At 44.0% G+C, this 23,010-nt stretch carries 20 protein-coding genes, 4 tRNA genes and 1 other RNA gene; 12 read left to right on the top strand and 13 right to left on the bottom strand.

The window, feature by feature from the left end; all coding sequences use genetic code 11:
* Positions 1-34 precede the first annotated feature (34 nt).
* Positions 35-415 carry a LysM peptidoglycan-binding domain-containing protein gene (locus Vgang_RS07445; protein WP_105903188.1) on the top strand — a complete coding sequence of 127 codons (381 nt, stop codon included), beginning with the start codon at positions 35-37 and terminating at the stop codon, positions 413-415.
* A gap of 82 nt (positions 416-497) precedes the next feature.
* On the opposite strand, the gene Vgang_RS07440 is transcribed toward Vgang_RS07445, so the two are convergent.
* The 7 genes from Vgang_RS07440 to Vgang_RS07410 all read right to left on the bottom strand — a co-directional run bounded on the left by Vgang_RS07440 (position 498) and on the right by Vgang_RS07410 (position 6,296).
* Positions 498-1,823 carry an anaerobic C4-dicarboxylate transporter gene (locus Vgang_RS07440; RefSeq protein ID WP_105903189.1) on the bottom strand — a complete coding sequence of 442 codons (1,326 nt, stop codon included), beginning with the start codon at positions 1,821-1,823 and terminating at the stop codon, positions 498-500.
* 224 nt (positions 1,824-2,047) lie between these two features.
* Positions 2,048-3,484, bottom strand: coding sequence for an 8-oxoguanine deaminase (locus Vgang_RS07435; RefSeq protein ID WP_245879960.1), 1,437 nt, complete (start codon positions 3,482-3,484; stop codon positions 2,048-2,050).
* Positions 3,485-3,630: 146 nt separating this feature from the next.
* Positions 3,631-5,154, bottom strand: coding sequence for a nucleobase:cation symporter-2 family protein (locus Vgang_RS07430; RefSeq protein WP_105903190.1), 1,524 nt, complete (start codon positions 5,152-5,154; stop codon positions 3,631-3,633).
* A 511-nt stretch (positions 5,155-5,665) separates the two neighbouring features.
* A tRNA-Tyr gene (locus Vgang_RS07425) sits at positions 5,666-5,750 on the bottom strand.
* A 98-nt stretch (positions 5,751-5,848) separates the two neighbouring features.
* Positions 5,849-5,933, bottom strand: a tRNA-Tyr gene (locus tag Vgang_RS07420).
* A gap of 98 nt (positions 5,934-6,031) precedes the next feature.
* Positions 6,032-6,116, bottom strand: a tRNA-Tyr gene (locus Vgang_RS07415).
* Between the two features lie 95 nt (positions 6,117-6,211).
* Positions 6,212-6,296: transfer RNA gene (locus Vgang_RS07410), tRNA-Tyr, on the bottom strand.
* Positions 6,297-6,545: 249 nt separating this feature from the next.
* On the opposite strand from Vgang_RS07410, the gene Vgang_RS07405 reads away from it, so the two are divergent.
* The gene (locus tag Vgang_RS07405) at positions 6,546-7,607 is read left to right on the top strand and encodes an efflux RND transporter periplasmic adaptor subunit (protein WP_105903471.1); all 1,062 of its coding nucleotides are present in this window, start codon (positions 6,546-6,548) and stop codon (positions 7,605-7,607) included.
* Positions 7,608-10,721 carry a multidrug efflux RND transporter permease subunit gene (locus Vgang_RS07400; RefSeq protein ID WP_105903470.1) on the top strand — a complete coding sequence of 1,038 codons (3,114 nt, stop codon included), beginning with the start codon at positions 7,608-7,610 and terminating at the stop codon, positions 10,719-10,721.
* A gap of 302 nt (positions 10,722-11,023) precedes the next feature.
* Here Vgang_RS07400 and Vgang_RS07395 read toward each other — a convergent pair whose 3' ends face one another.
* Together Vgang_RS07395 and Vgang_RS07390 are read right to left on the bottom strand one after the other, a co-directional pair.
* Positions 11,024-11,638 carry a porin family protein gene (locus tag Vgang_RS07395; protein ID WP_105903469.1) on the bottom strand — a complete coding sequence of 205 codons (615 nt, stop codon included), beginning with the start codon at positions 11,636-11,638 and terminating at the stop codon, positions 11,024-11,026.
* Positions 11,639-11,829: 191 nt separating this feature from the next.
* A complete protein-coding gene (locus tag Vgang_RS07390) occupies positions 11,830-12,885 on the bottom strand; it encodes a PLP-dependent cysteine synthase family protein (RefSeq protein ID WP_105903468.1) in 1,056 nt (351 codons plus the stop codon).
* Between the two features lie 144 nt (positions 12,886-13,029).
* Between Vgang_RS07390 and Vgang_RS07385 the strand changes: the two genes are divergently transcribed.
* Entirely contained in the window at positions 13,030-13,500 is a 471-nt protein-coding gene (locus Vgang_RS07385; protein WP_105903467.1) for an Lrp/AsnC family transcriptional regulator, read from the top strand.
* Between the two features lie 90 nt (positions 13,501-13,590).
* Here Vgang_RS07385 and tesB read toward each other — a convergent pair whose 3' ends face one another.
* Positions 13,591-14,457 (bottom strand): acyl-CoA thioesterase II, encoded by an 867-nt coding sequence (gene tesB / locus Vgang_RS07380; protein ID WP_105903466.1) that lies wholly within the window; start codon positions 14,455-14,457, stop codon positions 13,591-13,593.
* Between the two features lie 95 nt (positions 14,458-14,552).
* Here tesB and Vgang_RS07375 point away from each other — a divergent pair, with 95 nt between their 5' ends.
* The gene (locus Vgang_RS07375; RefSeq protein ID WP_105903465.1) at positions 14,553-15,002 is read left to right on the top strand and encodes a YbaY family lipoprotein; all 450 of its coding nucleotides are present in this window, start codon (positions 14,553-14,555) and stop codon (positions 15,000-15,002) included.
* A 45-nt stretch (positions 15,003-15,047) separates the two neighbouring features.
* Here the strand turns inward: Vgang_RS07375 and Vgang_RS07370 are convergent, their stop codons facing one another.
* The gene (locus Vgang_RS07370) at positions 15,048-15,353 is read right to left on the bottom strand and encodes an MGMT family protein (protein ID WP_105903464.1); all 306 of its coding nucleotides are present in this window, start codon (positions 15,351-15,353) and stop codon (positions 15,048-15,050) included.
* A 215-nt stretch (positions 15,354-15,568) separates the two neighbouring features.
* Here Vgang_RS07370 and ffs point away from each other — a divergent pair.
* The 5 genes from ffs to Vgang_RS07345 all read left to right on the top strand — a co-directional run bounded on the left by ffs (position 15,569) and on the right by Vgang_RS07345 (position 19,108).
* Positions 15,569-15,665, top strand: an RNA gene (ffs, locus tag Vgang_RS07365) — signal recognition particle sRNA small type.
* A gap of 32 nt (positions 15,666-15,697) precedes the next feature.
* Positions 15,698-16,183 carry a YcxB family protein gene (locus tag Vgang_RS07360; protein ID WP_105903474.1) on the top strand — a complete coding sequence of 162 codons (486 nt, stop codon included), beginning with the start codon at positions 15,698-15,700 and terminating at the stop codon, positions 16,181-16,183.
* A 157-nt stretch (positions 16,184-16,340) separates the two neighbouring features.
* Entirely contained in the window at positions 16,341-16,739 is a 399-nt protein-coding gene (locus Vgang_RS07355) for a LexA family protein (RefSeq protein WP_105903463.1), read from the top strand.
* The gene (locus tag Vgang_RS07350) at positions 16,740-17,996 is read left to right on the top strand and encodes a Y-family DNA polymerase (protein ID WP_105903462.1); all 1,257 of its coding nucleotides are present in this window, start codon (positions 16,740-16,742) and stop codon (positions 17,994-17,996) included.
* 317 nt (positions 17,997-18,313) lie between these two features.
* Positions 18,314-19,108: a glycoside hydrolase family 16 protein gene (locus tag Vgang_RS07345; protein ID WP_105903461.1), complete on the top strand. Its 795-nt coding sequence runs from the start codon at positions 18,314-18,316 to the stop codon at positions 19,106-19,108.
* Positions 19,109-19,275: 167 nt separating this feature from the next.
* Here Vgang_RS07345 and Vgang_RS07340 read toward each other — a convergent pair whose 3' ends face one another.
* Positions 19,276-19,755: a peptide-methionine (S)-S-oxide reductase gene (locus Vgang_RS07340; RefSeq protein ID WP_105903460.1), complete on the bottom strand. Its 480-nt coding sequence runs from the start codon at positions 19,753-19,755 to the stop codon at positions 19,276-19,278.
* Positions 19,756-20,006: 251 nt separating this feature from the next.
* Here Vgang_RS07340 and Vgang_RS07335 point away from each other — a divergent pair, with 251 nt between their 5' ends.
* Positions 20,007-21,053, top strand: a complete 1,047-nt coding sequence (locus Vgang_RS07335; protein ID WP_105903459.1) for an NAD(P)-dependent alcohol dehydrogenase — start codon at positions 20,007-20,009, stop codon at positions 21,051-21,053.
* 59 nt (positions 21,054-21,112) lie between these two features.
* On the opposite strand, the gene Vgang_RS07330 is transcribed toward Vgang_RS07335, so the two are convergent.
* Positions 21,113-22,006, bottom strand: a complete 894-nt coding sequence (locus Vgang_RS07330) for a LysR family transcriptional regulator (protein ID WP_105903458.1) — start codon at positions 22,004-22,006, stop codon at positions 21,113-21,115.
* A 129-nt stretch (positions 22,007-22,135) separates the two neighbouring features.
* On the opposite strand from Vgang_RS07330, the gene Vgang_RS07325 reads away from it, so the two are divergent.
* On the top strand, positions 22,136-22,891 hold the full coding sequence (locus Vgang_RS07325; RefSeq protein ID WP_105903457.1) for an SDR family NAD(P)-dependent oxidoreductase: 756 nt from the start codon (positions 22,136-22,138) through the stop codon (positions 22,889-22,891).
* Positions 22,892-23,010 lie beyond the last annotated feature (119 nt).

Genomic DNA, 23,010 nt, shown 5'->3' with positions numbered 1-23,010 from the left:
GGTTAGCTTCGAATGAATAAAGGGTATTTGAACTATGTTAAAGAGTAATAAAAAACTGATCACGTTAACGGCGCTAGTGTCAGCGGTTGCGCTATCTGGCTGTGCGTCTAACGATGAATTGATTGAGCAACAGAATCAACAAGCAGAGCAAATCAGCTCACTGCAATCTGATCTGCAAGCTCAGCAAGAAGCCAATCAACAGCTTTCTGATAAAGTGGATCAAATTGCTGCTGACCAAGATGAAATGAAACAAAAAATGGCAGAATCGAGTAATGTTTATGTGATCAAAGAAAACGATACGCTCTATCGCATTGCTCAAGACAATGGCATGTCTGTAGACGAATTATTGCAACTGAACCCAGATATTAAAAACCCGAATGCCTTATTGATTGGACAAAAAATTAACCTTAATTAAAGGCGTTTGATTTACCAATGTATGAACTAAAAATGGCTGATCAATTGATCAGCCATTTTTTATCGAGTGGATTATTGGTTTCTTAGCCAAGAATAGTGGTCGAAATAAAGTAGCCAATGATAGTTGCAGTGGTTACGCCAATAATGCCTGGAATGAAGAAGCTGTGATTTAACACATACTTACCAATCGATGTGGTGCCTGAGCGGTCAAAGGTAATCGCTGCCAAATCTGATGGGTAGAATGGGAAGAAGAAATACGCATAACACGCAGGGATCACACCGACTAACACTTCCGGTGGAATACCTAATGAGAAACCCAACGGGAACATAATGGTTAATACCGCGGCCTGGCTTTTTAGGAATACTGAAGTGGCAAACATCGCAAAAGCAAAGGTCCAAGGGTGAACGCTAACGACATCACTCACCATCTCAATCAAGTAAGGTTTGTGATGCTCAATAATAGTGTCACTCATCCAAGCAATACCAAAAATGATGATCACGGCCGTCATCCCCGCGGTAAAGACATTACTCTTGGCGATTTCTTTCGGGTCGACCTTAGTACACAGCAAGATAATGGCACCCACAGCAAGCATTAAGAACTGAATTGCAACCGACATTCCTACGCCAGATGGTAACAGGTTTAAGTCTTTGCCAAACATGGCGACGAAGACGACGACCGCAATGCCCGCTAAGAACACGGTTAAGCCGGTTTTGGCCTTTTTGCTCGTGGCAATATCTGCACCATCCGTTGCACTCTCATCAATCAATGCTGCTTTGAATTTAGGATCTTTGCAACGTTCGATAAAGGCTTCATCTTTGTCTAAATCTTTTCCGCGGAATAGGCTCCAAGTACAACCTGCCATCAGACCGCAGAAGGTCGCTGGAATGGTGACCATCAACACATGAATCAATGAAATATCCAAATCATTTTTGGCTGCCGTTGCCATCACCACGGCTGCGGCTGCAGCAATTGGGCTGGCTGTGATACCCATTTGTGAGCCAACCGATGCCATCGCCATAGGACGTTCAGGACGAATACCTTTTTTGATTGAAACGTCGTAAATCACAGGGAGTAGTGGGTACACACTGTGGCCTGTGCCGACAAGCACGGTTAAAAGGTAAGTACAAAATGGGCCAAGGAATACGATTTGATTTGGGTGTTTACGCAGTAGTTTTTCCGCAAATTTAACCAGTCGCTTTAGGCCACCTGTGGCTTCTAATGTCGCAGAAGCGGCTACTACCGCTAGAATGATCAGCATTACGCTAATCGGTGGGTTGCCTGGTGCAATGCCAAACACGAAAGCGAGCACGGAAACCCCTAAGCCACCGAGTAAACCAAAGGCGATACCACCAAATCGTATCCCGGTAAAAATCACTGCCAGTAATAGCAGCATGTGAACATAAAACATACCTGTTTACCTCTAAAGTATTATTACTTTCAGAGAAACTAACATCGATATTGATGCTAGGTATTGATCTAGTGCAATGTCATAGTTCGGTGTGATACCAAACGGTAAAAACTGTGATCGGCGAGATGAAATGACTTTGCATGGAAATGACTGTGCCTAGAGCGCGTTCTAGTACAGTCATTGGTAGGGAGTGGTTTGGGCGTTAAGAATCTAAAAAACAGTGCCTAACGTAACTTCATGGCTTTTTCAGCCAAGCGTTTGGCTGCATGACGATGTTGAATCAGGAGAGCTTCTAAATCTAAGCCAATCACATGACCATCGTGGACACGCCACTCACCGTTGATCATGACGCGATCCGCTTGTTGTGCGCCACACATAATCAGAGCCGCCAGTGGGTCATGTGAGCCAGAGAAGCGAATATCATCAAGTGTAAACATAGCTATATCCGCTTGCTTACCAACGGCCAGTTCGCCAATATCCGAGCGTCCCATTGCGGTTGCTGACCCTTTGGTTGCCCAACGCAGTGCATCAAAATGCGAGACATTGGCTGAGCCATAACGTAACCGTTGTAAATACATCGCCATGCGCACTTCGGCAATCATGTTCGAACCATCATTGGACGCAGAACCATCGACGCCAAGACCAACTTTAACGCCTGCCGCTTCCAGTTCGTTGTTACGGCAAATACCCGATGCCAGCATCATGTTTGAGGTCGGGCAGTGGCTGATGCCAACACCGGCTTTACCTAAGCGTTGAATTTCTTCATCGTTAAAGTGAATACCGTGCGCTAACCAAGTTTTGTCATTAAGCCAACCAACGTTTTCTAGGTAATCAACTGGGCGATAGCCAAAGCGTTTTAAGCAGAACTCTTCTTCATCAATGGTTTCACATAAATGAGTGTGCATCATGACGTTTTCACGATGGGCGATACGCGAGGTCTCTTTCATTAGATCGGTCGTGACCGAGAAAGGCGAGCAAGGTGCAAGCGCGATTTGTGTCATCGCCCCGTCTTCTCGCTGGTGGTATTGCTCAATCAAACGCAGGCTGTCATCAATGATGGTTTGTTCAGTTTGAATCGTATGACGCGGTGGTAGGCCGCCATCGTCTTCACCTAGGCTCATTGAACCACGAGTTAAAATAGCGCGAATACCGAGGTTCTTAGCAACGTCAACTTGAATATCAATGGCATGCTCTAAGCCGACAGGGATCAAATAGTGATGATCGGAAGCGGTAGTACAACCTGACATCATCATTTCTACTAATGCTACCTCGGTGGAAAGGGCATGCATTTCCTCATCGAGACCCGCCCAGACCGGGTAGAGAGTCTTGAGCCAATTAAAGAGCTCTTTGTCGAGTGCATCAGGGTAGGCGCGAGTTAAGGTTTGATAAAAATGGTGATGGGCATTGATGAGCCCCGGTGTGACAACGTGATTTTTCGCATCAACTACGTTATCGACAGGCTGAGAAGGCTCGGCATTCAGCGCCACTAATTCTTTGATGATATTGCCTTGCACGACAATGCCACTGCGCGCATCGTGTTGGCTGCCAGAGTAAATGGCGAGAGGATTTTTTATCCAAGTGGTTTTTTGTGTTTCTGTGTTTATAGATTGTGAGTTTGCTGCTTGTGAGTTTGCTGCTTGTGGGTTAGCAATACGAGACATTCATAATCGTCCTTAGCCTTCGCAACCATTTCAGGGGAGAAGGTCTTATTGATTCAATTAATGGGAGTGGTGATATGAAAGCAAAAGCCACTCACTCGGGCTTTTGCTTTCAATTTATACTCAAGTAACTTGGGTATAGATTTACCTTATTTCATCGCCGTACTGGGTGAGAGCCGACTGTCTGAGTTGGATTGTTTATCATTCAATTCGTCTTCAGATTGCGCTTCCAATAAAACTTGGTTGCGTACTTCTTCACGTTCAGCCGCTATCGTGGCAATCGCTTTAGAAATGGTGGCTTTTGATTCCATCACTTTGATGGCGGCGGTATGTGTATCTTCATCGCGGGTCATCTCAGCAATTTCTTGTTTCTTGACCGCACGTTCTTCACTCATATTTTGTGGTAGTAATTGATGAAGCAATACCGCAACAATCGTACCGGTAGTAATCCCAGAGTGGAAAAACTCCGCTAGCGTATGTGGTAAGTGTTGAATAAGGCGAGGTTCAATAGTGACCGCCAGACCAGCCGCTAAACTCACGCAAATAATTAAAGCATTACGACGTGTATCGGCCGCTTTGATTAACATACGGATGCCCGCATAAGCGATCATACCGAACATAATAAAACCAACGCCACCAAGTACAGGTTTTGGAATGGTTACTGCCATGGCTGCCAGTTTCGGGAACATTCCGCCAAGAATTAATAGACCACCGGTTGCCGCCACAACGTATCGACTCGCAACACCAGTAATACCGACGATACCTACGTTTTGGCTAAACGAAGCCAATGGCATTGCAGAAAGCAGTGAACCTAACGTACTTGCCAAGCCATCACCCAATACCCCTCGTTTTAATTCTTTACCACTTAAATCTTTTTGGCAGTTTGCGGCCAGTGCCATGAAGTCACCTGTGGCTTCTGCCACTACGATAATGTAGACCAAGCTAATACTTAGAATCGGTCCCCAAGAAAATGTCAGGCCATATTTCAATGGCTCAGGGCCAGCTACCCAAGCGGCATTGCTGATTTGGTCTAGGTCAACCATGCCCATACCTAAAGCTACTAAATAGCCACCGAATAAACCAATCACAATGGCAGAAGCCGCAATCACGCCTCTGCAATACACTGAGACTAAAATAACGATGCCTAAGGAAATCACAGCTAAAAAGAGTTTAGGTAAAGTGGCAAAGTCCGTACTGCCTTGTGGCGCATCACCGATCCAATTCATAGCAACAGGGAGAATGGTTAAACCGATTAAAGTAATCACAACGCCACTGACGACATCAGGGAACAGTTTCTTAATTTTTTCCATAAAGAAGCTAGCAATGATGACTAAGAAGGAGCCTGCAAACGCCGCTCCCATGATGCCACTGACGCCATCACTCTTACCTATCGTGATTAACACACCGAGAAAGGCGAAACTCGATCCCATTACCACAGGTAATCGAATACCCACCGCGCCAAATCCGACACATTGAATGATGGTGCCGATCCCTGATGCCAGTAATGCTGCATTGATCAAATCCGCAATTTCAACAGCAGGTAGGTTAATGGATGAGCCAACAATGAGAGGAACGGCCACGATGCCCCCGATCGATGCCAACATATGTTGTAGTGCCAGTAGTAATGTGGTGCCGATAGGCGGGCGTTGATTCAGCGTGTATAAAAGCTTCATGACATTTCCTTATGTGTCTATTCCACTAAATGTTGAGGCAATCTGGGGTTACCTTCCCAAGTTTTTAGGATCTGTGACCCTTGGTTGTGCAGTTATTGGTGTAATTATTTCTGCATCCATTTATGTATAGGTGTGCTTTAACATTAATGCAACAATATTGAATACAATCAAACTTGTAAATTAGTGGTGTTAATTTCTGCAAGCTAGGTCTAATACGCAACATTTGTGCCACTTTTCTGTTTTTGAAAATAACACGCTGATTCAAGTGATTAGGATGTATAACCTATTGTTTAATATGAAGGTTGATAGCTTGTGGTGCAAGGGCTGCGTTATTGTGGTGCAAATATAGAGTGGAAATTTTGTATACAATTTTATGCTATTTTTGTTTTTTCATTTATTGCAAAGATGTGAAGTGAGGCAGGTTTCCTGTTGAAAAAGAGCCTGTCTAAGGGAAGGAAAATTCCGTGTAGAGATCAAAAAAGCCAGCTACTTGAGCTGGCTTTAAGAAGAATGGTGGAGGGGGACGGATTCGAACCATCGAAGGCGGAGCCGGCAGATTTACAGTCTGCTCCCTTTGGCCACTCGGGAACCCCTCCACAAATTGTGTTTGTTCATGATCAAAATGAATGGCTGGTTCATCTCTAGAACGTTATTACCTGACAGAATGAAAATAAATGCTCAGATAATAGAATAATGGTGGAGGGGGACGGATTCGAACCATCGAAGGCGGAGCCGGCAGATTTACAGTCTGCTCCCTTTGGCCACTCGGGAACCCCTCCACAAATTGTGTTTGTTCATAATCAAAATGAATGGCTGGTTCATTTCTAGAACGTTATTACCTGACAGAATGAAAATAAACGCTCAGATAATAGAATAATGGTGGAGGGGGACGGATTCGAACCATCGAAGGCGGAGCCGGCAGATTTACAGTCTGCTCCCTTTGGCCACTCGGGAACCCCTCCACAAATTGTGTTTGTTCATAATCAAAATGAATGGCTAGTTCATCTCTAGAACGTTATTACCTGAATCAATTTGATTGCTCAAGCAATAGAAATAATGGTGGAGGGGGACGGATTCGAACCATCGAAGGCGGAGCCGGCAGATTTACAGTCTGCTCCCTTTGGCCACTCGGGAACCCCTCCACAAGTGTGGGGCGCATAATAGCAAACTCTTTTTTGCTGTAAAGATTTTTTTTTAATTTATTGATTAAGTGTTGAGTTTTCGAACTATTCGTACTTTTTATGCCATTTTATTGACCAAAATGACCAAAAAAGGCGAATAAAACATCGTTGCAAAAAATTTGATCTTCCTAGGGTTTATTTACATTGCTTTACGCTCAGCCATATTTTCTGCTGTTAGAATTAATTCATCGATGTAAACGGAATTCTGACATGATTAAACACTCATTTTTGGCGTTGGGAATTGCTTTTTCTTTTCTCTCTTTTCATTCTCAACCTGTAGAGGCGGCCACATCTGCGATTCCTGTAGGAACGCAAATTGTTGAGCAGCACGATGTTCAACAATCTCTTACCTTAGTGGCAAAACTGGCGGCACAAGAGTCGGTACTTATCACCCCAGAGGTTTCAGGCAAGGTTGATACTATTTTGGTGAGCTCTAATCAGGAAGTAAAAGCCAATCAACCTTTGATCGTGCTTGATACCATGAAAGCAAAAGCGACCCTTAATGAAGCGCGAGCTTACTATCAAGATGAACAGCGTAAAGAGCGTGAATATGCTCGCTTGGTTAAGCGTAATGCGATCACTCAAACCGAGCTGGATGCTCAACGAGCCAGTGTTGATATTGCGAAAGCGCGGTTAGATGCGGCGTTAGCGGATCTCTCTTACCTTAATATTAATGCGCCCTTTGCCGGTACGATTGGATTTATCGATTTTAGTAAAGGTAAAACCGTCAGTACCAATGAAGAGTTATTTACGCTAGATAACTTGGACCGCATGCGTCTTGATTTACAAGTGCCAGAAAAGTATCTTTCGGAAATCACTCTTGGCATGGAAGTGAAAACCCACAGCCGCGCATGGAGTCATCAAGAATTTTCAGGCAAGGTGACGCACATTAATACGCGCGTTAATGATGCCACCTTGAGTGTGCCTGTGCGCGTCGATATTCCTAACCCTGATCATAAGCTAAAGCCTGGCATGTTGATGTCTGCCACCTTAACGTTCCCTACAATCAATAAACCAATTATTCCCGTTCAAGCCTTGGAGTATTCAGGTACTAAGCGTTATGTCTATGTCGTTGAAGGTGATAAAGTTACGCGAACAGACATTGTTCTTGGTGCCCGTATTGAAGACAAAATTGTGGTGGAATCAGGGCTAGAAATCGGTAAAACAATCGTTACCAAAGGTTTGGTCAATATGCGTGATGGTTTAACCGTTAAGGTGGTTGAGCAAGAAACGTTAGCGCTGCCGAAGAGTGACTCACAAGGAGCCCAGTAAATGTGGTTATCTGATGTGTCTGTAAAGCGCCCAACGGTGGCTATCGTACTCAGCCTTTTATTGTGTGTATTTGGCTATGTTTCGTTTAGTAAGCTGGCCGTACGTGAAATGCCGGATATTTCTAACCCTGTGGTAACGGTTTCGACCAGTTACGATGGGGCCTCCGCCAGTATTATGGAAAGCCAAATCACCACGGTGTTAGAAGACCAACTGTCTGGCATCAGCGGTGTCGATGACATTCAATCAGTGTCTCGTAATGGCAGCTCACGTATTACGATTACATTTGATTTGGGTTATGACCTCACTACTGGTGTCAGTGATGTACGTGATGCGATTGCTCGTGCACAGCGTGCTTTACCGGATGAAGCTGACGACCCGATTGTGTCAAAAGATAACGGTTCAGGTGAAGCGGCAGTCAATATTAACGTCACCTCCAATAAGATGGATCGCACCCAACTGACGGATTATATAAACCGAGTGTTGCTTGATCGCTTTACATTGATCTCTGGTGTCAGCTCGATTGATATCAGTGGTGGCCTAGATAAAGTGATGTACATGAAGCTAGACCCAACTGCGATGGCGGGCTTAGGCATTACCACCACCGATATTAAAGACGCGCTAAGACGAGAGAATGTCGAAAACCCAAGTGGTGAAGTTCGTAATGACACGACCTCAATGACGGTTCGTACCACGCGTAACTACTTAACCGAGGAAGATTTCCGTTATTTAGTGGTCAGTAAAAGTCGTGACCGTCACCCTATTTATTTGCAAGATGTCGCACAAATATATTTAGGCGCAAAAAACGAAAGCTCCATGTATAAGAGTGATGGTGAAGTGGGGGTGAGCATGGGCATCATCACTCAAACCGATGCCAATCCTCTCGAAGTGGCTCAGCGTGTGCGCAAAGAAGTGGCTGAGGTGCAAAAGTTCCTACCAGCGAGTACTCACCTAGATATCGAATACGACGCGACTATTTTCATCGAGCAGTCGATCAACGAAGTTTATAACACCTTGTTCATTACTGGCGGTTTAGTGGTGTTGGTGCTGTATATCTTCTTAGGTCAATTACGTGCAACCTTAATTCCTGCTGTTACCGTACCGGTTTCGCTGATCTCAGCATTCATGGCTGCGTATTACTTTGGTTTTTCGGTCAACTTGATCACTTTGCTGGCTTTGATTTTGGCGATTGGTTTAGTGGTAGATGACGCGATTGTGGTGGTCGAAAACATTTTCCATCATTTAGAAAAAGGTGAGCCACCATTACTTGCTGCGTATAAAGGCACACGCGAAGTTGGGTTTGCGGTTATGGCCACCACCTTGGTTTTGGTGATGGTATTCTTACCAATATCCTTCATGGACGGCATGGTTGGTTTGCTTTTTACTGAGTTTTCAGTATTGCTGGCCATGTCAGTATTGTTCTCTTCTTTAATTGCACTGACCTTAACCCCAGTTCTCGGCAGTAAGTTGCTGAAAGCCAATGTAAAACCGAATCGATTTAACTTGTGTATCGATCGCATGTTTAATCGTGTCGAAAACGCATACCGTGGCGGATTGGTTCGTGCGATTCGCTGGCGCTGGAGTGCCCCTATTAGCATTATTGCCTGTATTGCTGCTAGTGCTGGGCTAATGCAACTCATCCCAAGCCAACTTGCACCACAAGAAGATAAAGGCGTGTTGTTTGCGTTTGTGAAAGGTGCTGATGCCACCAGCTTTAACCGTATGAGTGCCAATATGGATGAAGTGGAAGATCGATTAATCCCATTGCTTGGTCAAGGTATGTTGAAGTCATTCAGTGTCGATGCACCAGCATTTGGAGGGAGAGCGGGGGATGAAACCGGCTTTGTGATCATGGTGCTGGAAGATTGGGATAAACGTACCGTTACCGCGCAACAAGCGCTCGGTATTATTAATAAAACTTTATCCGGCATTCCTGATGTCCGTGTGCGTGCCATGATGCCAGGTTTCCGTGGCCGTTCTGATAGTCCCGTTCAATTTGTATTGGGCGGTTCTGAATATAAAGAGCTACAAAAGTGGGCGGAGTTTTTACAACAAAAAGGTGAGGCTGATGGGGTCATTACCGGTGGTGATTTGGATTATTCTGAAAAAACACCCGAACTTGTTGTGACCGTTGATAAGCAGCGCGCAGCCGACCTTGGCATTAGTGTTAGTGAAATTGCCGATACCTTAGAAGTCATGCTCGGCGGCAGCACGGAGACTACCTATCTCGAACGTGGTGAAGAATACGATGTGTATTTGCGTGGCGATGAAAACAGCTTTAATAACGCGGCGGATTTAAGCAAAATTTATTTGCGTACCGATGGCGGTGAGTTGATCACATTAGATACCGTGACTAAGGTAGAAGAAATCGCCTCTGCCAACCGTTTATCACACACCAATAAACAAAAATCGATCACTCTTAGTGCTAACTTGATGCCGAATTATACTTTAGGTCAGGCATTAGATTATCTGGACCAACAGGCAATTGAGCATCTTCCGAGTGATATTACGATTTCTTACACCGGTGAGTCGAAAGATTTCAAAGAGAATCAGTCTAGCGTCATGATCGTATTTGCTCTGGCGCTATTGGTTGCCTACCTTGTGCTCGCGGCTCAGTTTGAAAGTTTTATCAACCCACTTGTGGTTATGTTTACTGTGCCAATGGGGGTTCTAGGCGGCTTTATCGGTTTATATCTGATGGGACAAGGCTTCAATATCTATAGCCAAATAGGCATGATCTTGCTGATAGGCATGGTGACGAAAAACGGCATACTCATTGTTGAATTTGCTAACCAGTTGCGTGATAGAGGAATTGAGTTTGAAAAAGCCATTGTCGATGCCGCTGCACGTCGCTTACGCCCAATTTTGATGACGGCATTTACCACCATTGCGGGGTCGTTGCCATTGATGCTGTCGGTTGGAGCGGGTTATGAAAGCCGTGTTGCCGTTGGTACGGTGGTTTTATTTGGAATGAGCTTTGCCACCATAGTGACCTTATTCGTTATCCCGCAAATGTATCGTTTGATTTCAAAAGGAACTCAATCACCAGGGCATATTGAAGTCTTGTTAGAGCAGGAGATGGAGCGGGATGTTACCACTCGTCCAGGGCATGGGTAGAGACGTAACTCGTGACTCGACAGCTCGTATCTCGGCTTTGTCGCGGTAACCACATCGAGCTACGAGCAGTGAAACGCCCGAGGCTCCGATAAACGAAAAAAAGTCGTGACGCGTTTCTCTAAAGCTCGTGTCTCGACTTTGTCGCGGTAACCACATCGAGCTACGAGAAGCGTAGCGTCCGATACTCGAGTCCCGAAAATAAAACGCTGCACTCCTGTTGTGAAACAGACAGTGCAGCGTTAAATCTTTCTTTTTCGAGTTACCGAGCAGAGTAGCGCCCGAATCCCGAGAAACGTGATGAATTAGAACGTACGACCTAGGCTGATTTGTACGCCTTTGTAATCGTAATCGTCGTAACCGAACATATCACCCATAGTTAACGCATAAACGTATTCAGCGCGGAAGAAGTAGTCTGAGTTCATCAAATCCCACTGTACACCACCAGAGATGTTTAAGCCGCCAACACCAGACTCATCATCCACATCCATATCTGGAGAGGTATCAAATTTCGCGTAGGTGTAAGTACCGGTTAGTTTTGCGTATAGCTCAAAAGGCGTTTTCCAAATTTGACCCGTCGTCGCTAAGGCTGAAACACCAAATTGGTGCGTATCTAACTTACCCGTACCCTGGTCATTCGAAATATCACCTTCAGAACGTGAATAACGGTAAAAGCCTTCTACAGCAAAGTATTTTGAGTAGTAGTGACCGCCACCAATGGTTAAGTTTGGATGCTCGTACAGTTTCGTGTCTTCGAGGTCGAGTGTTGCGTTGCTTGAAAGTGCAACCTGATCGGTCGTTACACCTACGGTACCTGTTCCTAGATAAAAATAATCTTTGCCAGCAAAATCAGTTGCAGCGTGAGATGAAACAGAGAGCATAGCTAACGGCGCAAGTGCCAGTACGCGTAGTGACTTCATAATTAACCTTTCAAACCTGTTTGATGATATACATCATCAGAGAAAATGTGATAGCGGCTTTACCCACCGGAATTGCGCAACATTATAATCAATAAATGGGCGCAATTCTTGAGCTAAGCCCTGCTTTTACTGATTAATTTCTTGTTACCATTCAAACAGTCAATTCTAGCTTAAATCTGAATATATTTATTTTATAAGTGTGTGATCGTTTTTAACTTTTCACGATATGGCGTAGGGTCACCAATATTTTGTGTAAGCCACTCAGGGTTATAATGACAATTCAAATAACGATCACCACTGTCACACAATAAAGTCACAATCGAGCCTGTCTCACCACGCTGTATCATTTCATGAGCGATATTCAAGGCGCCGTACAAATTCGTTCCGGTTGAAGGCCCCGCTTTGCGCCCAAGGATTTTTTCAAGCCATTGAATGGTGGCAACGCTGGCTGCATCTGGCACCGTGCGCATTTCATCAATCACCCCAGGAATAAAACTCGGCTCGACTCTTGGGCGGCCAATGCCTTCAATCTTACTGCCTGTATCTATGGTGATGTTGGCATCGCCAGTGTTGTAGAAATCGTGGAATACCGAGTTCTCAGGATCGACCACACACAATTTCGTGGCGTGTTTTTTATAGCGCAAGAAACGGCCGATCGTAGCTGAAGTGCCGCCAGTACCGGCACTCATTACAATCCAAGACGGAATGGGATGCGGTTCACGACTCATTTGACAAAAAATACTGTCTGCGATGTTGTTATTACCTCGCCAGTCGGTCGCTCTTTCAGCATAAGTAAATTGGTCCATATAATGACCATTTAACTCATCAGCAAGGCGGCGTGATTCATCATAAATTTGGTCTGAGCGGTCCACTAAGTGGGCTTCACCACCATAAAATTGGATTTGCTCAATTTTTTTCGTAGCCGTGGACTTGGGCATTACGGCAATAAAGCGTAACCCCAAAAGTCGTGCAAAGTAGGCTTCCGATACGGCGGTACTGCCCGATGAGGCTTCAATAATCGTGGTTTCAGGGCCAATCCAACCATTTGATAGCGCAAATAAAAACAGAGATCGCGCTAAACGGTGTTTAAGAGAGCCGGTTGGATGGGTGCTTTCATCTTTTAGGTAAATATCAATGCCGTTCAAATAAGGCAGATCGAGTTTGATCAAATGCGTATCTGCCGAGCGTTGAAAGTCCGCTTCAATTTTATTGATGGCTTGGTTAATCCATTGTCTATCGATACACATACTAAATTCCTTGAAAGCGATGAAAACAGAAGATGAGAATAATTTACCTCTTTGTTGAGAGAAAAAGTTTGCTTTCTATGTTGTAAATTGTTTAATTAAGAGAATATATTTCTCCATTATTGAGATGTATTGAGATGTATTGAGATGAGTTTGTTTGAATTAGACAAAGTGGATAAAAAGCTACTGAATTTATTACAGCAAGATGGCGCAATATCATTACAAGATTTAGCCGATGCGGTCAGTTTAACCACGACGCCTTGCTGGAAGCGGCTAAAACGTTTAGAAGAACAGGGTATTATTGATAAAAGGGTGGCGTTATTAAATCCGGAAAAACTCGGATTATCCTTTGTTGCGTTCGCTTTGATAAAAACCAATGATCATTCCAATGAGTGGTACCAAGGCTTTACCGAGACAGTGGCGGACTTTCCTGAAGTGATGGAGTTTTACCGTATGGCGGGAGAGTACGATTACATGATGAAAGTATTAGTCGCGGATATGAAAGCCTACGATAGCTTTTATAAAAAACTCGTGAATAGTGTGGAAGGGATTTCGAATGTGACGTCTACCTTTGCGATGGAATCGATCAAATACACCACCGCCTTACCCATTAAATAACCCCTTCACCCATGTTGACTTTGTGGGATGAAGGGGCCGATGAAGTCAATTGGCAAAGTGCTTAATGGTTTTTATCACCTGTTGCTTGGCTTATTGACCACGAAAGCGCATGACACCTTCTTGAACTGAGGTGGCAACCAATTGCCCTTGTTGGTTATAAATTTCACCACGCACCAAGCCGCGAGTATTACTGGCGGTTGGGCTATCAATTACATACAGCAACCATTCATCCATTTTAAATGGGCGGTGGAACCACATGGAATGGTCAATAGTAGCGACTTGGAATTTCGGGGTTAGCAGTGACACTTTGTGCGGAAATAGCGCCGTGACTAAAAAGCCCCAGTCGGATGCATAACCGAGTAAATACTGATGCAAAATGGGATCATCTGGCAATGTGCCATTGGCTTTAATCCATAAATACTGTTTAGCGGGAAGCGCTTCTGGTTGTAGTGGGTTATTGACTACCACAGGGCGAACTTCTATTGGCTTATCAGTACAGAAAATATCTTGAATACCGGAGGGTAGAGTTTGCATGATATTGCGAGCAAGTTGGGTTTCAGACATTAACTGCTCAGGTGGCGTCACTTCTGGCATTTGCGTTTCTTGATGCTCAAAGCCTTCCGCCACACCTTGATATGAAGCGGTTAAATAAAAAATAGGTCGGCCGTGTTGAATGGCTTTGACACGTCGAGTAGAAAAACTTTTTCCATCACGCAGTTTTTCAACGTCATAAATGATCGCGGTATGAATATCGCCCGGGTGCAAAAAATAGCTATGAAAAGAATGCACTGTTCTGTCGGACTCAACGGTATAACCTGCCGCCGATAAGGCTTGACCAATCACCTGCCCACCATACACTTGGGGTAGGCCTAAATTTTCACATTCACCACGAAATAGGCCAACTTCTAAACGTTCAAGTTGGTGTAAATCCAGTAATTCTTGTAATTGTTTGCTCATCTGACCTCCGTATTGTATGGTCAATTAAAGCTCGTGTAATATGAGATTACAAGCTCTTAGGACGCTTGCATCACAAAAATCATTTAGGGAATAACATGAAAAAATCATTATTGTTAATTTCATCAATAATTGCGGTTTCGGCAATCACTGGTTGCACTACAAATCAAACCGAGACCGCAATGTCAGCGACAACAACGACGGAGGCTGCACAAATGGCCAGTGTAACCGGCACCATTGCGTACCGTGAGCGTATTGCTTTACCTGAAACCGCTGTGGTTTCTGTGACATTAGAAGATATTTCTCTAGCTGATAAAGCCGCTGATGTGATTGCCACTGATTCTTTTGTTACGGGTGGAAAGCAAGTTCCGTTTGAATTTAAGCTAGATTACGATGCCAATAAGATCATGCCAAATCACCGCTATAATGTGCGTGCAAAGATCACGGTGAATGGCAAGTTACGCTTTACCAGTGACACCATTACTCCTGTGATCACTGACGAGAACAAAACACAAGCTGTACAAATTATGATGGTGGGTGTTCGTTAATCGTCTCGGCCAGCTTCTTAGTATCGTTGGCATAACGTATGGCGTCTATTCTGGGCGCCATAAATAGTTTTTCATACTGACACGGCCCGTGTCGCTTACCTCAATATCTTCTTTTAGCAGTAACGCTTTTTGTCTTTCTAAATCAGCACCTTTGAGTGAAATTTGCCCTTGGCTGTTGAGTACACGAAACCACGGTAGGGTAGAATCTTTCGGCAGGTTTGAAAGCAGTTTACCTACATGACGAGCATAACCTGGGTAGCCAGCCATCGCTGCGACTGCGCCATAGCTAATCACTTTTCCTTTAGGAATCTGGCGTAGGACAAAATACACGTTTTGATCAAATAAAGTCATTTTTCCGTTTTCAGCATCTTCAACAATCTATTACGTTCAAGAGTGTATACCCAAGTAACTTCATCTTGAAGTCACTTGGGTATAAAGTGACAATGACGAAAAGTTAAGCAAACAAATACGAAACCCAAGTTAAGCCTTGCAATGCACCTAAGGTTTCGACATAATCACCGCACTCTTGAGTTGCTTAGCAAAGCAAGAAACAAAATCTATGGAGGCCCTGGTCCTCCCGCAATACTAGTTCGTGAACTTGGTCAGGCCCGGAAGGGAGCAGCCACAGCGGATGACGTGTGTGCCGGGATGTGGCTGGGGCTTCCACCTATCTGACTTCTGAAAATGACTTCCCTATGTCTAAAGATTTTGAGTTCACTACTGAATATCCTCTCGATAAGCACTTTTTTGAAGAATGTTACGACCAAACCAGCCGCCCAGTTACCTTCCCTAAATCCTACTTAAAAGGGCTGTTTTTTCTCGTATTTGGCGTGATTGTCGTTAAGTTTGAACTTCTACCAAGCAGCTACCTTGGCTGGTTTTTTATTGTCTTGAGTGTGGTTGAATTTTTGAATGTATTTTTTAAAAAAAGCTGGTGGGTATGGCGACAAACCTACAGCACAGGCTCTGGCAGTAAAGTGATATTTAAAGTCGATTCTGATGGCGTGAGTTATGAAAGCAATGCCACTCAGCGAACAATTACCTGGAGTGAAATCAGCCAGCTTGAACAAACAGAGCGCGGCTTTATCCTCCATATTGGCAAACAGCGCCAATACCTCAGCAAGTCTTGCTTAAATGAAGATGTCATTGCGTTCATGATTGAGCAGTGTAAGCAACATTAAATCATTTAACTAGGATGCTCCATTTACCGCGCGTTGGTGGCAGCACTTTGCTTCAATGTGATGAACTTTGGCGTCCCCAACATTTACCTTGCCTTTTCCATCAATATCCCTAAAAATAATACTGTGTTTTTATACAGTGTTATTTTAGGTGATCACTATGAAAGTCATTCCTATTCGTGCCAGCGCTGGCGTGTCTGGTTTTGAGTCGCCGGCTTCAGAATATACTCAACTTGGGTTAGATCTTGATGCTTTGTTGATTCGTCACCCTAATGCGACTTTCTTTAGCCGTGTGTCGGGTGAGTCGATGCGTGATGATGGGATTTTTGATGACGATATTCTAATTGTTGATCGAGCTGTGAACGTAACTAACAACAGCATTATTGTGGCGAACTTTAATGGTGAATTTGTCTGTAAGCGCATTGATACTCAACGGGGGTTACTGCTTTCTTCTAATCAGGACTTTGCCCCAGTGGCAATTCATGATTTGGATGCCTTTTCGGTTGAAGGCGTGGTGATTTGCTCGATTCGTTGTCACTTGCCTGTGTCGTGGTGCTAGATGTTTGCTTTGGTGGATGCCAATTCGTTTTATTGCAGCGCTGAGCAAGTGTTTCGGCCTGATTTGCGTGGTAAACCGTTAGTCGTGTTGTCCAATAATGACGGCTGTATTGTGGCGGCCAATCGTCAAGCGAAAGCGTTGGGAATACCTAAATTCGCGCCATTTTTTAAAGTGCAGAAGCAATGTGAAAAATTAGGCGTGATTGCGCTCTCATCAAATTACGAGTTGTACGCCGATTTGTCAGCCAAAATGATGGCGGTGATTGGCCGCTTTGCACCATCTCAACATGTCTATTCTATTGATGAATCTTTTTTGTCGTTTCAGCATTGTTCAAAGGCGATTCCTTGTTTATTTGAGCATGGGTTGCTCATTCGAAAAACGGTGTGGAAAGAATGCCGTTTGCCAGTTTGTGTAGGGATGGGGCCGACTTTAACGTTGGCGAAACTGGCGAACCACGCAGCCAAAAAAGTACCAGGTTATCGCGGCGTGTGTGTGATTGATTCCTCGTTACAAAGAGTGGGTTTACTGAAACAGATTGCGGTATCCGATGTCTGGGGCGTAGGGCGAAAACTCACCGCCAAGCTCGACATGATGGGGGTAAAAACCGCGTTTGATTTGGCAAACCTTGACCCGCGATTAGTGCAACGCCAATTTAGCATTGAAGTTGAGCGCACGGTGCGAGAGTTAAATGGCCAAGTGTGTAAAAACTGGGATGAGGCGAAAATTGATAAGCAGCAGATCTTCTCAACCCGCAGTGTTGGCCGCCGCATTGAGTCTTTGGATGAACTGCAGCAAGCGCTCAGTAAGCATGTGGGTATTGCCGCCATGAAAGCGCGTAAGCAAGGATCGCTATGTCGTACTTTGATGTGCTTTGCGGCAAGTTCACCGCATGATGTGAATCCTGTGAGTGATAAAGCGGTGCATCGTTTTGTGCATCCAACGTCAGACACCTGTGTTCTTACTAAAACGGTTATGCGCATGGCGGAATCGATGTTCAAGCCCAATGTTCGCTATTACAAAATTGGTGTTGGTTTGATGGGTTTAATCAATGAGCAGTATGCGCAACTGGATTGGCTCAATCCTCAGCCAGAAAATCCGAAACTAATGACGGTGTTTGATAGCTTGAATCAGCGTTATGGCCAAGATTGTCTATTTTTAGCGGCGCAAGGCATTGAGCAAAAATGGGCGATGAAGCGGGATAGGCTGACGCCTCAATACACCACAATGTGGCAAGATATTCCGGTGGTGCGGTGTTGATATACATAGTTATTCGGTGTTTTAGGTTGAACGTTTGGCTAGCTCTCTGTGAGACCGTTCAATGTTCACTATGAAACAAGTTAAGCTAATTTTTCTTAGTATGTTTTTTAGCTATTTGAAATACAAAAGAAAATTAGGATTAGGTCAAACATGGGAGTTTCATAAAAATATAGGTTGTTGATGGGTGTGATTGGCCTCGTAGTTGAAAAATTCATATTTATATAGAGTTTAAATGATTGAAATACTTAGCAGTGGCTTAGGGTAACAAGCTAACTGGTGGAGTTATCGAGGATGGAAACTTAAATAAGGATAAAAATATGAAATATTGGCTTTTGCTCTGTTTTGCAGTTTTTAATGTGCAGGCTCAAGAGGTGAATCAAGATACTTTGACCGAAAATGGGGAGAAAAATATCTCATCAACACCTTTATATGGAGCTGAGTTGTATAGCTTAGATACCGTACATTTTGGGAAGTTTGTCATTAAAATGAAAATGCTTTCTGTTCCTGGTTCCGTGTCTTCTTTTTTTACTTATGACAATCAATCATGGCAAGGAGAAGGGCGACCATGGCGTGAAATTGATATCGAAGCGATCGGTATCAAGCCTGATGTGTTACAAACTAATTTAATCACTGGGGAATTGGATAAGCGAATTCACTCTGAAACCAAGCACACAGTTGAGAACTTAACTGATTATCATACTTATACATTAGAATGGACGCCTGACTTTATTAGCTGGAAAGTTGATGGCAGAGAAATTCATAAGGAGCTGGCTGAAAACTCTCAGCAAGTGGTCGATATGCGTGATACACCTCAAACATATCGAATGAATGTCTGGATTTCTGAAGCCATTGGTTGGGTGGGTAAGTTTGATCCAGTATCACTTCCTGCTTATCAGGTTGTCGATTGGATTGAATACTATGAATATAAAGATGATGGTAGCTATTCTCTCAAGTGGAGAGATGATTTTGACCGCTTTGATCAAAAACGCTGGGGCAAAGGTGATTGGGGTTTTCCTGGAAACTTAGTCACATTTTCACCTGATAACGTTATCGTCAATGATGGTAAATTAATGCTAATGCTTAGCACTGAAGCCGGCAGTGATAAAAGCTGAATGCGATAGTCTTGCTATGAACTAAGTAGGTTGCCTATTGATAGAAGCTTGAAGCTTTTCTTTGGTAGGCAACCTAGGGCCTGTTGAGCTTTGGAGATGATTTGCAGCGAATTGTTGGGTATTTGAAAAGCGGCACTATTTTCATTGAATAGGGAACGAATCGCTTATCAACTTTTATACTTATGCAATAAATCCCACGGGATATGGCATAGGTGATGATTCTCAGGGTGATGAGTAAGATGATGTTGATGCTCGTCATCGCTTGGGATGTAGTGAGTCAGTGGGAGCACTTCAAGCTGGATCTTATCGGCATCTTTGCGTTGTTGGATATAGCGTTTCGCTTCCAGCAAATGCTGATCATTTTGACTATAAATGCCGGTGCGATATTTCAATCCAATATCGGGGCCTTGCTGGTTCACACTGTATGGGTCGATGATTTCAAATAGCGCATCCATCAGCTTAGAGACACTCGTTAGTTGCGGGTCAAACACCACTTTCACACATTCTGCATAACCATCATATTCACTGGTGGTCGAGGAACTGCTGCCGTTGGCTCTGCCTGCTTCGGTGTCTAAGACGCCCGGTACATATTTAATGAATTCTTGTACGCCCCATAAACAGCCGCCGGCTAAATAAATCTGATCCATTATCCATTTCCTTGAGTAACGAGTTGTACGTACAGCTAATTATCTACAGCCGAGGTTAATTAGACTAGTCGTGGAAGGGTGCACAGTATGAACGGAATGGTCCCAAAAACAAAATTTTGGAAGATTAGGTAATAATTAAACAGGATCAAGCTAACGCTGTATATCATTCACTTCTATGATTAGTGTGTTGAAAATGCCGATGAAAAAGACGTTGGTTTTCCAAATCTGGCTACAAACCCAAGGAGAGTTTTATGAAAACAGTTGGTTATGCTGCACATTCAGATGATGCGCTCATGGTTCCTTATCATTTCGAGCGTCGTGATTTACGTTCAAACGATGTCGCTATTGAAATTTCCCATAGCGGTGTATGCCACTCTGACTTACACACAGTGAATGGCGATTGGGGCCCACAACCATATCCGCTTGTGCCTGGCCATGAAATCGTCGGTGTGGTGACTTCAATCGGTTCTGATGTCACTAAATACAAAGTGGGTGACCGTGTTGCGGTTGGCTGTATGGTTGATAGTTGCCAAGAGTGTGACCAGTGCCATCATGGTGAAGAGCAATATTGTCGCAATGGCATGACGCCAACGTACGGCGCACCTGATCGTATTTCAGGTGAAATCACACAAGGTGGCTATTCAAAACACATCGTAGTACGTGAAGAGTTTGTGCTATCAATTCCTGACAACATGGACATTAGCCGTGCGGCACCGATTCTATGTGCTGGTATTACAACCTTCTCGCCTCTGCGCACTTGGAACGTAGGTAAAGGCTCGCGTGTTGGTGTGATTGGTTTAGGTGGTTTGGGCCACATGGCAGTAAAACTTGCTGTTGCAATGGGCGCTGAGGTGACCGTGATCAGTCGTTCCAACAAAAAAGAAGCGCAAGCGAAAGAGCTTGGCGCGAAAGGTATTTTGGCATCTAGCGATGAAGCTGCAATGAGCGCAGCAGGATCGTCGTTTGATTTGATCATTGATACTGTGCCGACCAAACATGACATCAATATTTATGTACCGCTATTGGATATTGATGGCTCATTAGTCATTGTTGGCCAAGTTGGGCCATTAGAAGAACCATCGACAGCTCCAATGATTTTGGGTCGTCGCCGTGTGGCGGGTTCATTAATTGGTGGCATTAAAGAAACGCAAGAAGTCTTAGATTTCTGTGCTGAGCATGATGTGTATCCTGAATGTGAAATCATCCGTATGGATCAAATTAATGATGCATTCAAGAGTCTAGCTGCGGGCGATCTCGCTCACCGTTATGTGATTGATATGAGTTCATTAGAAGCTTAATGCTCAATCGCTAAGTTAATCTATGACGGCAGTTCTTCGGAGCTGCCGTTTTTTAAGGCTTATTGTTGTAAAAAGATACTTTCAATCCATTCCATAAAGCAGCGAATGCGTTTTGGCATTTGTTGCCTGGACTGATAAATAATCGCGATAGGCATCGGCTGGCATTGAAACTCAGGTAACACCTCAACCAATTCACCATTCCTTAAATATTCTTTAACGCCATTTTTGGGGAGCTGGATAATACCAAGTCCATGTAAGGCTGCGGAAAGGTAGGCATCGGTTGTGCTGACAGAAATGACACTCGGAACTGGAATGGTGTGTTCGGCTTCTTGGTTAAAATACTCAAACTCACTGTTATTTTGTCGTTGATTGGGGGTGTAATCGACGATGAAGTGCTGGCTAAGATCATCTAGACGAGTTGGCGTTCCATAACGAGCAAGATAATCAGGGCTGGCACAATTGACCATTTCCATTTGCCCAAGAGGCTTAGCGATGAGGTCGTTATTATCGAGCTTTCCTGCACGAATGACGCAATCGACCCGCTCTTTTATCGGATCAATACGATGATCAGCCCCGAGCACGTGAATTTGAGTGTGTGGATGTAACTCAAACCATTCCGATAATCTTGGCATCACAATGGTAGAAAGAAATCGACTGGGCATATCAATTCGAATCATACCTGACAGGCTTTGATTTTCGGTTTGAAAGGCTTCTTCGAGAATATCGAGTTCTTCTAACAGTTGAATACAGCGGGGAAGATAGCGTTCACCGGCTTCGGTTAAATTGACTCGGCGTGTGCTTCGGTTCAATAAACGTGTTTTCAAATGACTTTCCAGCTGACTAATGGAACTTGAAATAGCAGATTTCGGCACATTTAGCTGTTCTGCTGCCTGAGTAAAACTTTCAGTGCGTGCAACGGCGACAAAGCGCTTCATGGTTTCAATTCTATCCATATCAATCTCCATTGTTCACATTGGATGAACAGTCTTATCTTTTTGGTCTGATTTATCAATGTAAATATTTCGCCTAATCTGTATTTACTGTTTCAGACGCATTCAATAAAACAATAGAGGGTAAATACAATGAATAAAGTCGCATTAATTACTGGTGGTAGCCGTGGTTTAGGGCGTAGTGGTGCTATCGCATTGGCAAAACAAGGTGTGAATGTGGTGATCACGTATTTAAATAATGAGCAAGCGGCGCAAGAAGTGGTTAATGACATTTCTGCATTGGGCCAAAAAGCGGTGGCGATGCAGCTTGATACGCGAGATTTCGTTTCTTATCCCGCGTTTGTTGAAGCATTTAAGCTACAACTGCAAAGCGCATTTGGTCGTAATACTTTTGATTACTTGGTCAATAATGCCGGCACGGGGTTACATAAACCGTTTGTTGATACATCAATGCAAGAGTTTGATGATTTATACCAAGTGCATTTAAAAGCGCCTTATTTCTTCACTCAAGCCTTGTTAGATTTGATTGAAGATAAAGGTCATATTTTGAATGTCTCTTCTGGCTTGGCACGTTTTTCTCTACCAGGTTCGAGTGCCTATGCGGTAATGAAAGGTGGCGTCGAGGTGTTGACTCGTTATTTGGCTAAAGAACTCGGTGAACGTGGCATCAGCGTCAATACCCTTGCACCAGGTGCGATTGCGACTGATTTTAATGGTGGTAATGTGCGAGATAATCCGCAAGTAAATGGTTTTGTTAGTCAAGTCACGGCGAAGGGTCGAGCCGGCGAAGCAGATGACATTGGCGACATGATAGCAACCATTCTCAGCGACAAAACCTACTGGATGACTGGGCAACGTATTGAAGCCTCTGGTGGTATGTTTTTATAATTAAGTTCATTAATAGCTGCCATTTTTGTTTGTCATAATAACTGTTATCAATATGCGGGTATCGTATACTCTGCCGATAAGCGTTCAAATGGATCGATAAGGGTTAAGAAAATGAAATT

This window comes from Vibrio gangliei (assembly GCF_026001925.1).
In the GTDB taxonomy this organism is placed as follows: domain Bacteria; phylum Pseudomonadota; class Gammaproteobacteria; order Enterobacterales; family Vibrionaceae; genus Vibrio; species Vibrio gangliei.
The sequence above is the reverse complement of the archived record's forward strand: the minus strand, read 5'-3'. Positions and strand labels throughout refer to the sequence as shown.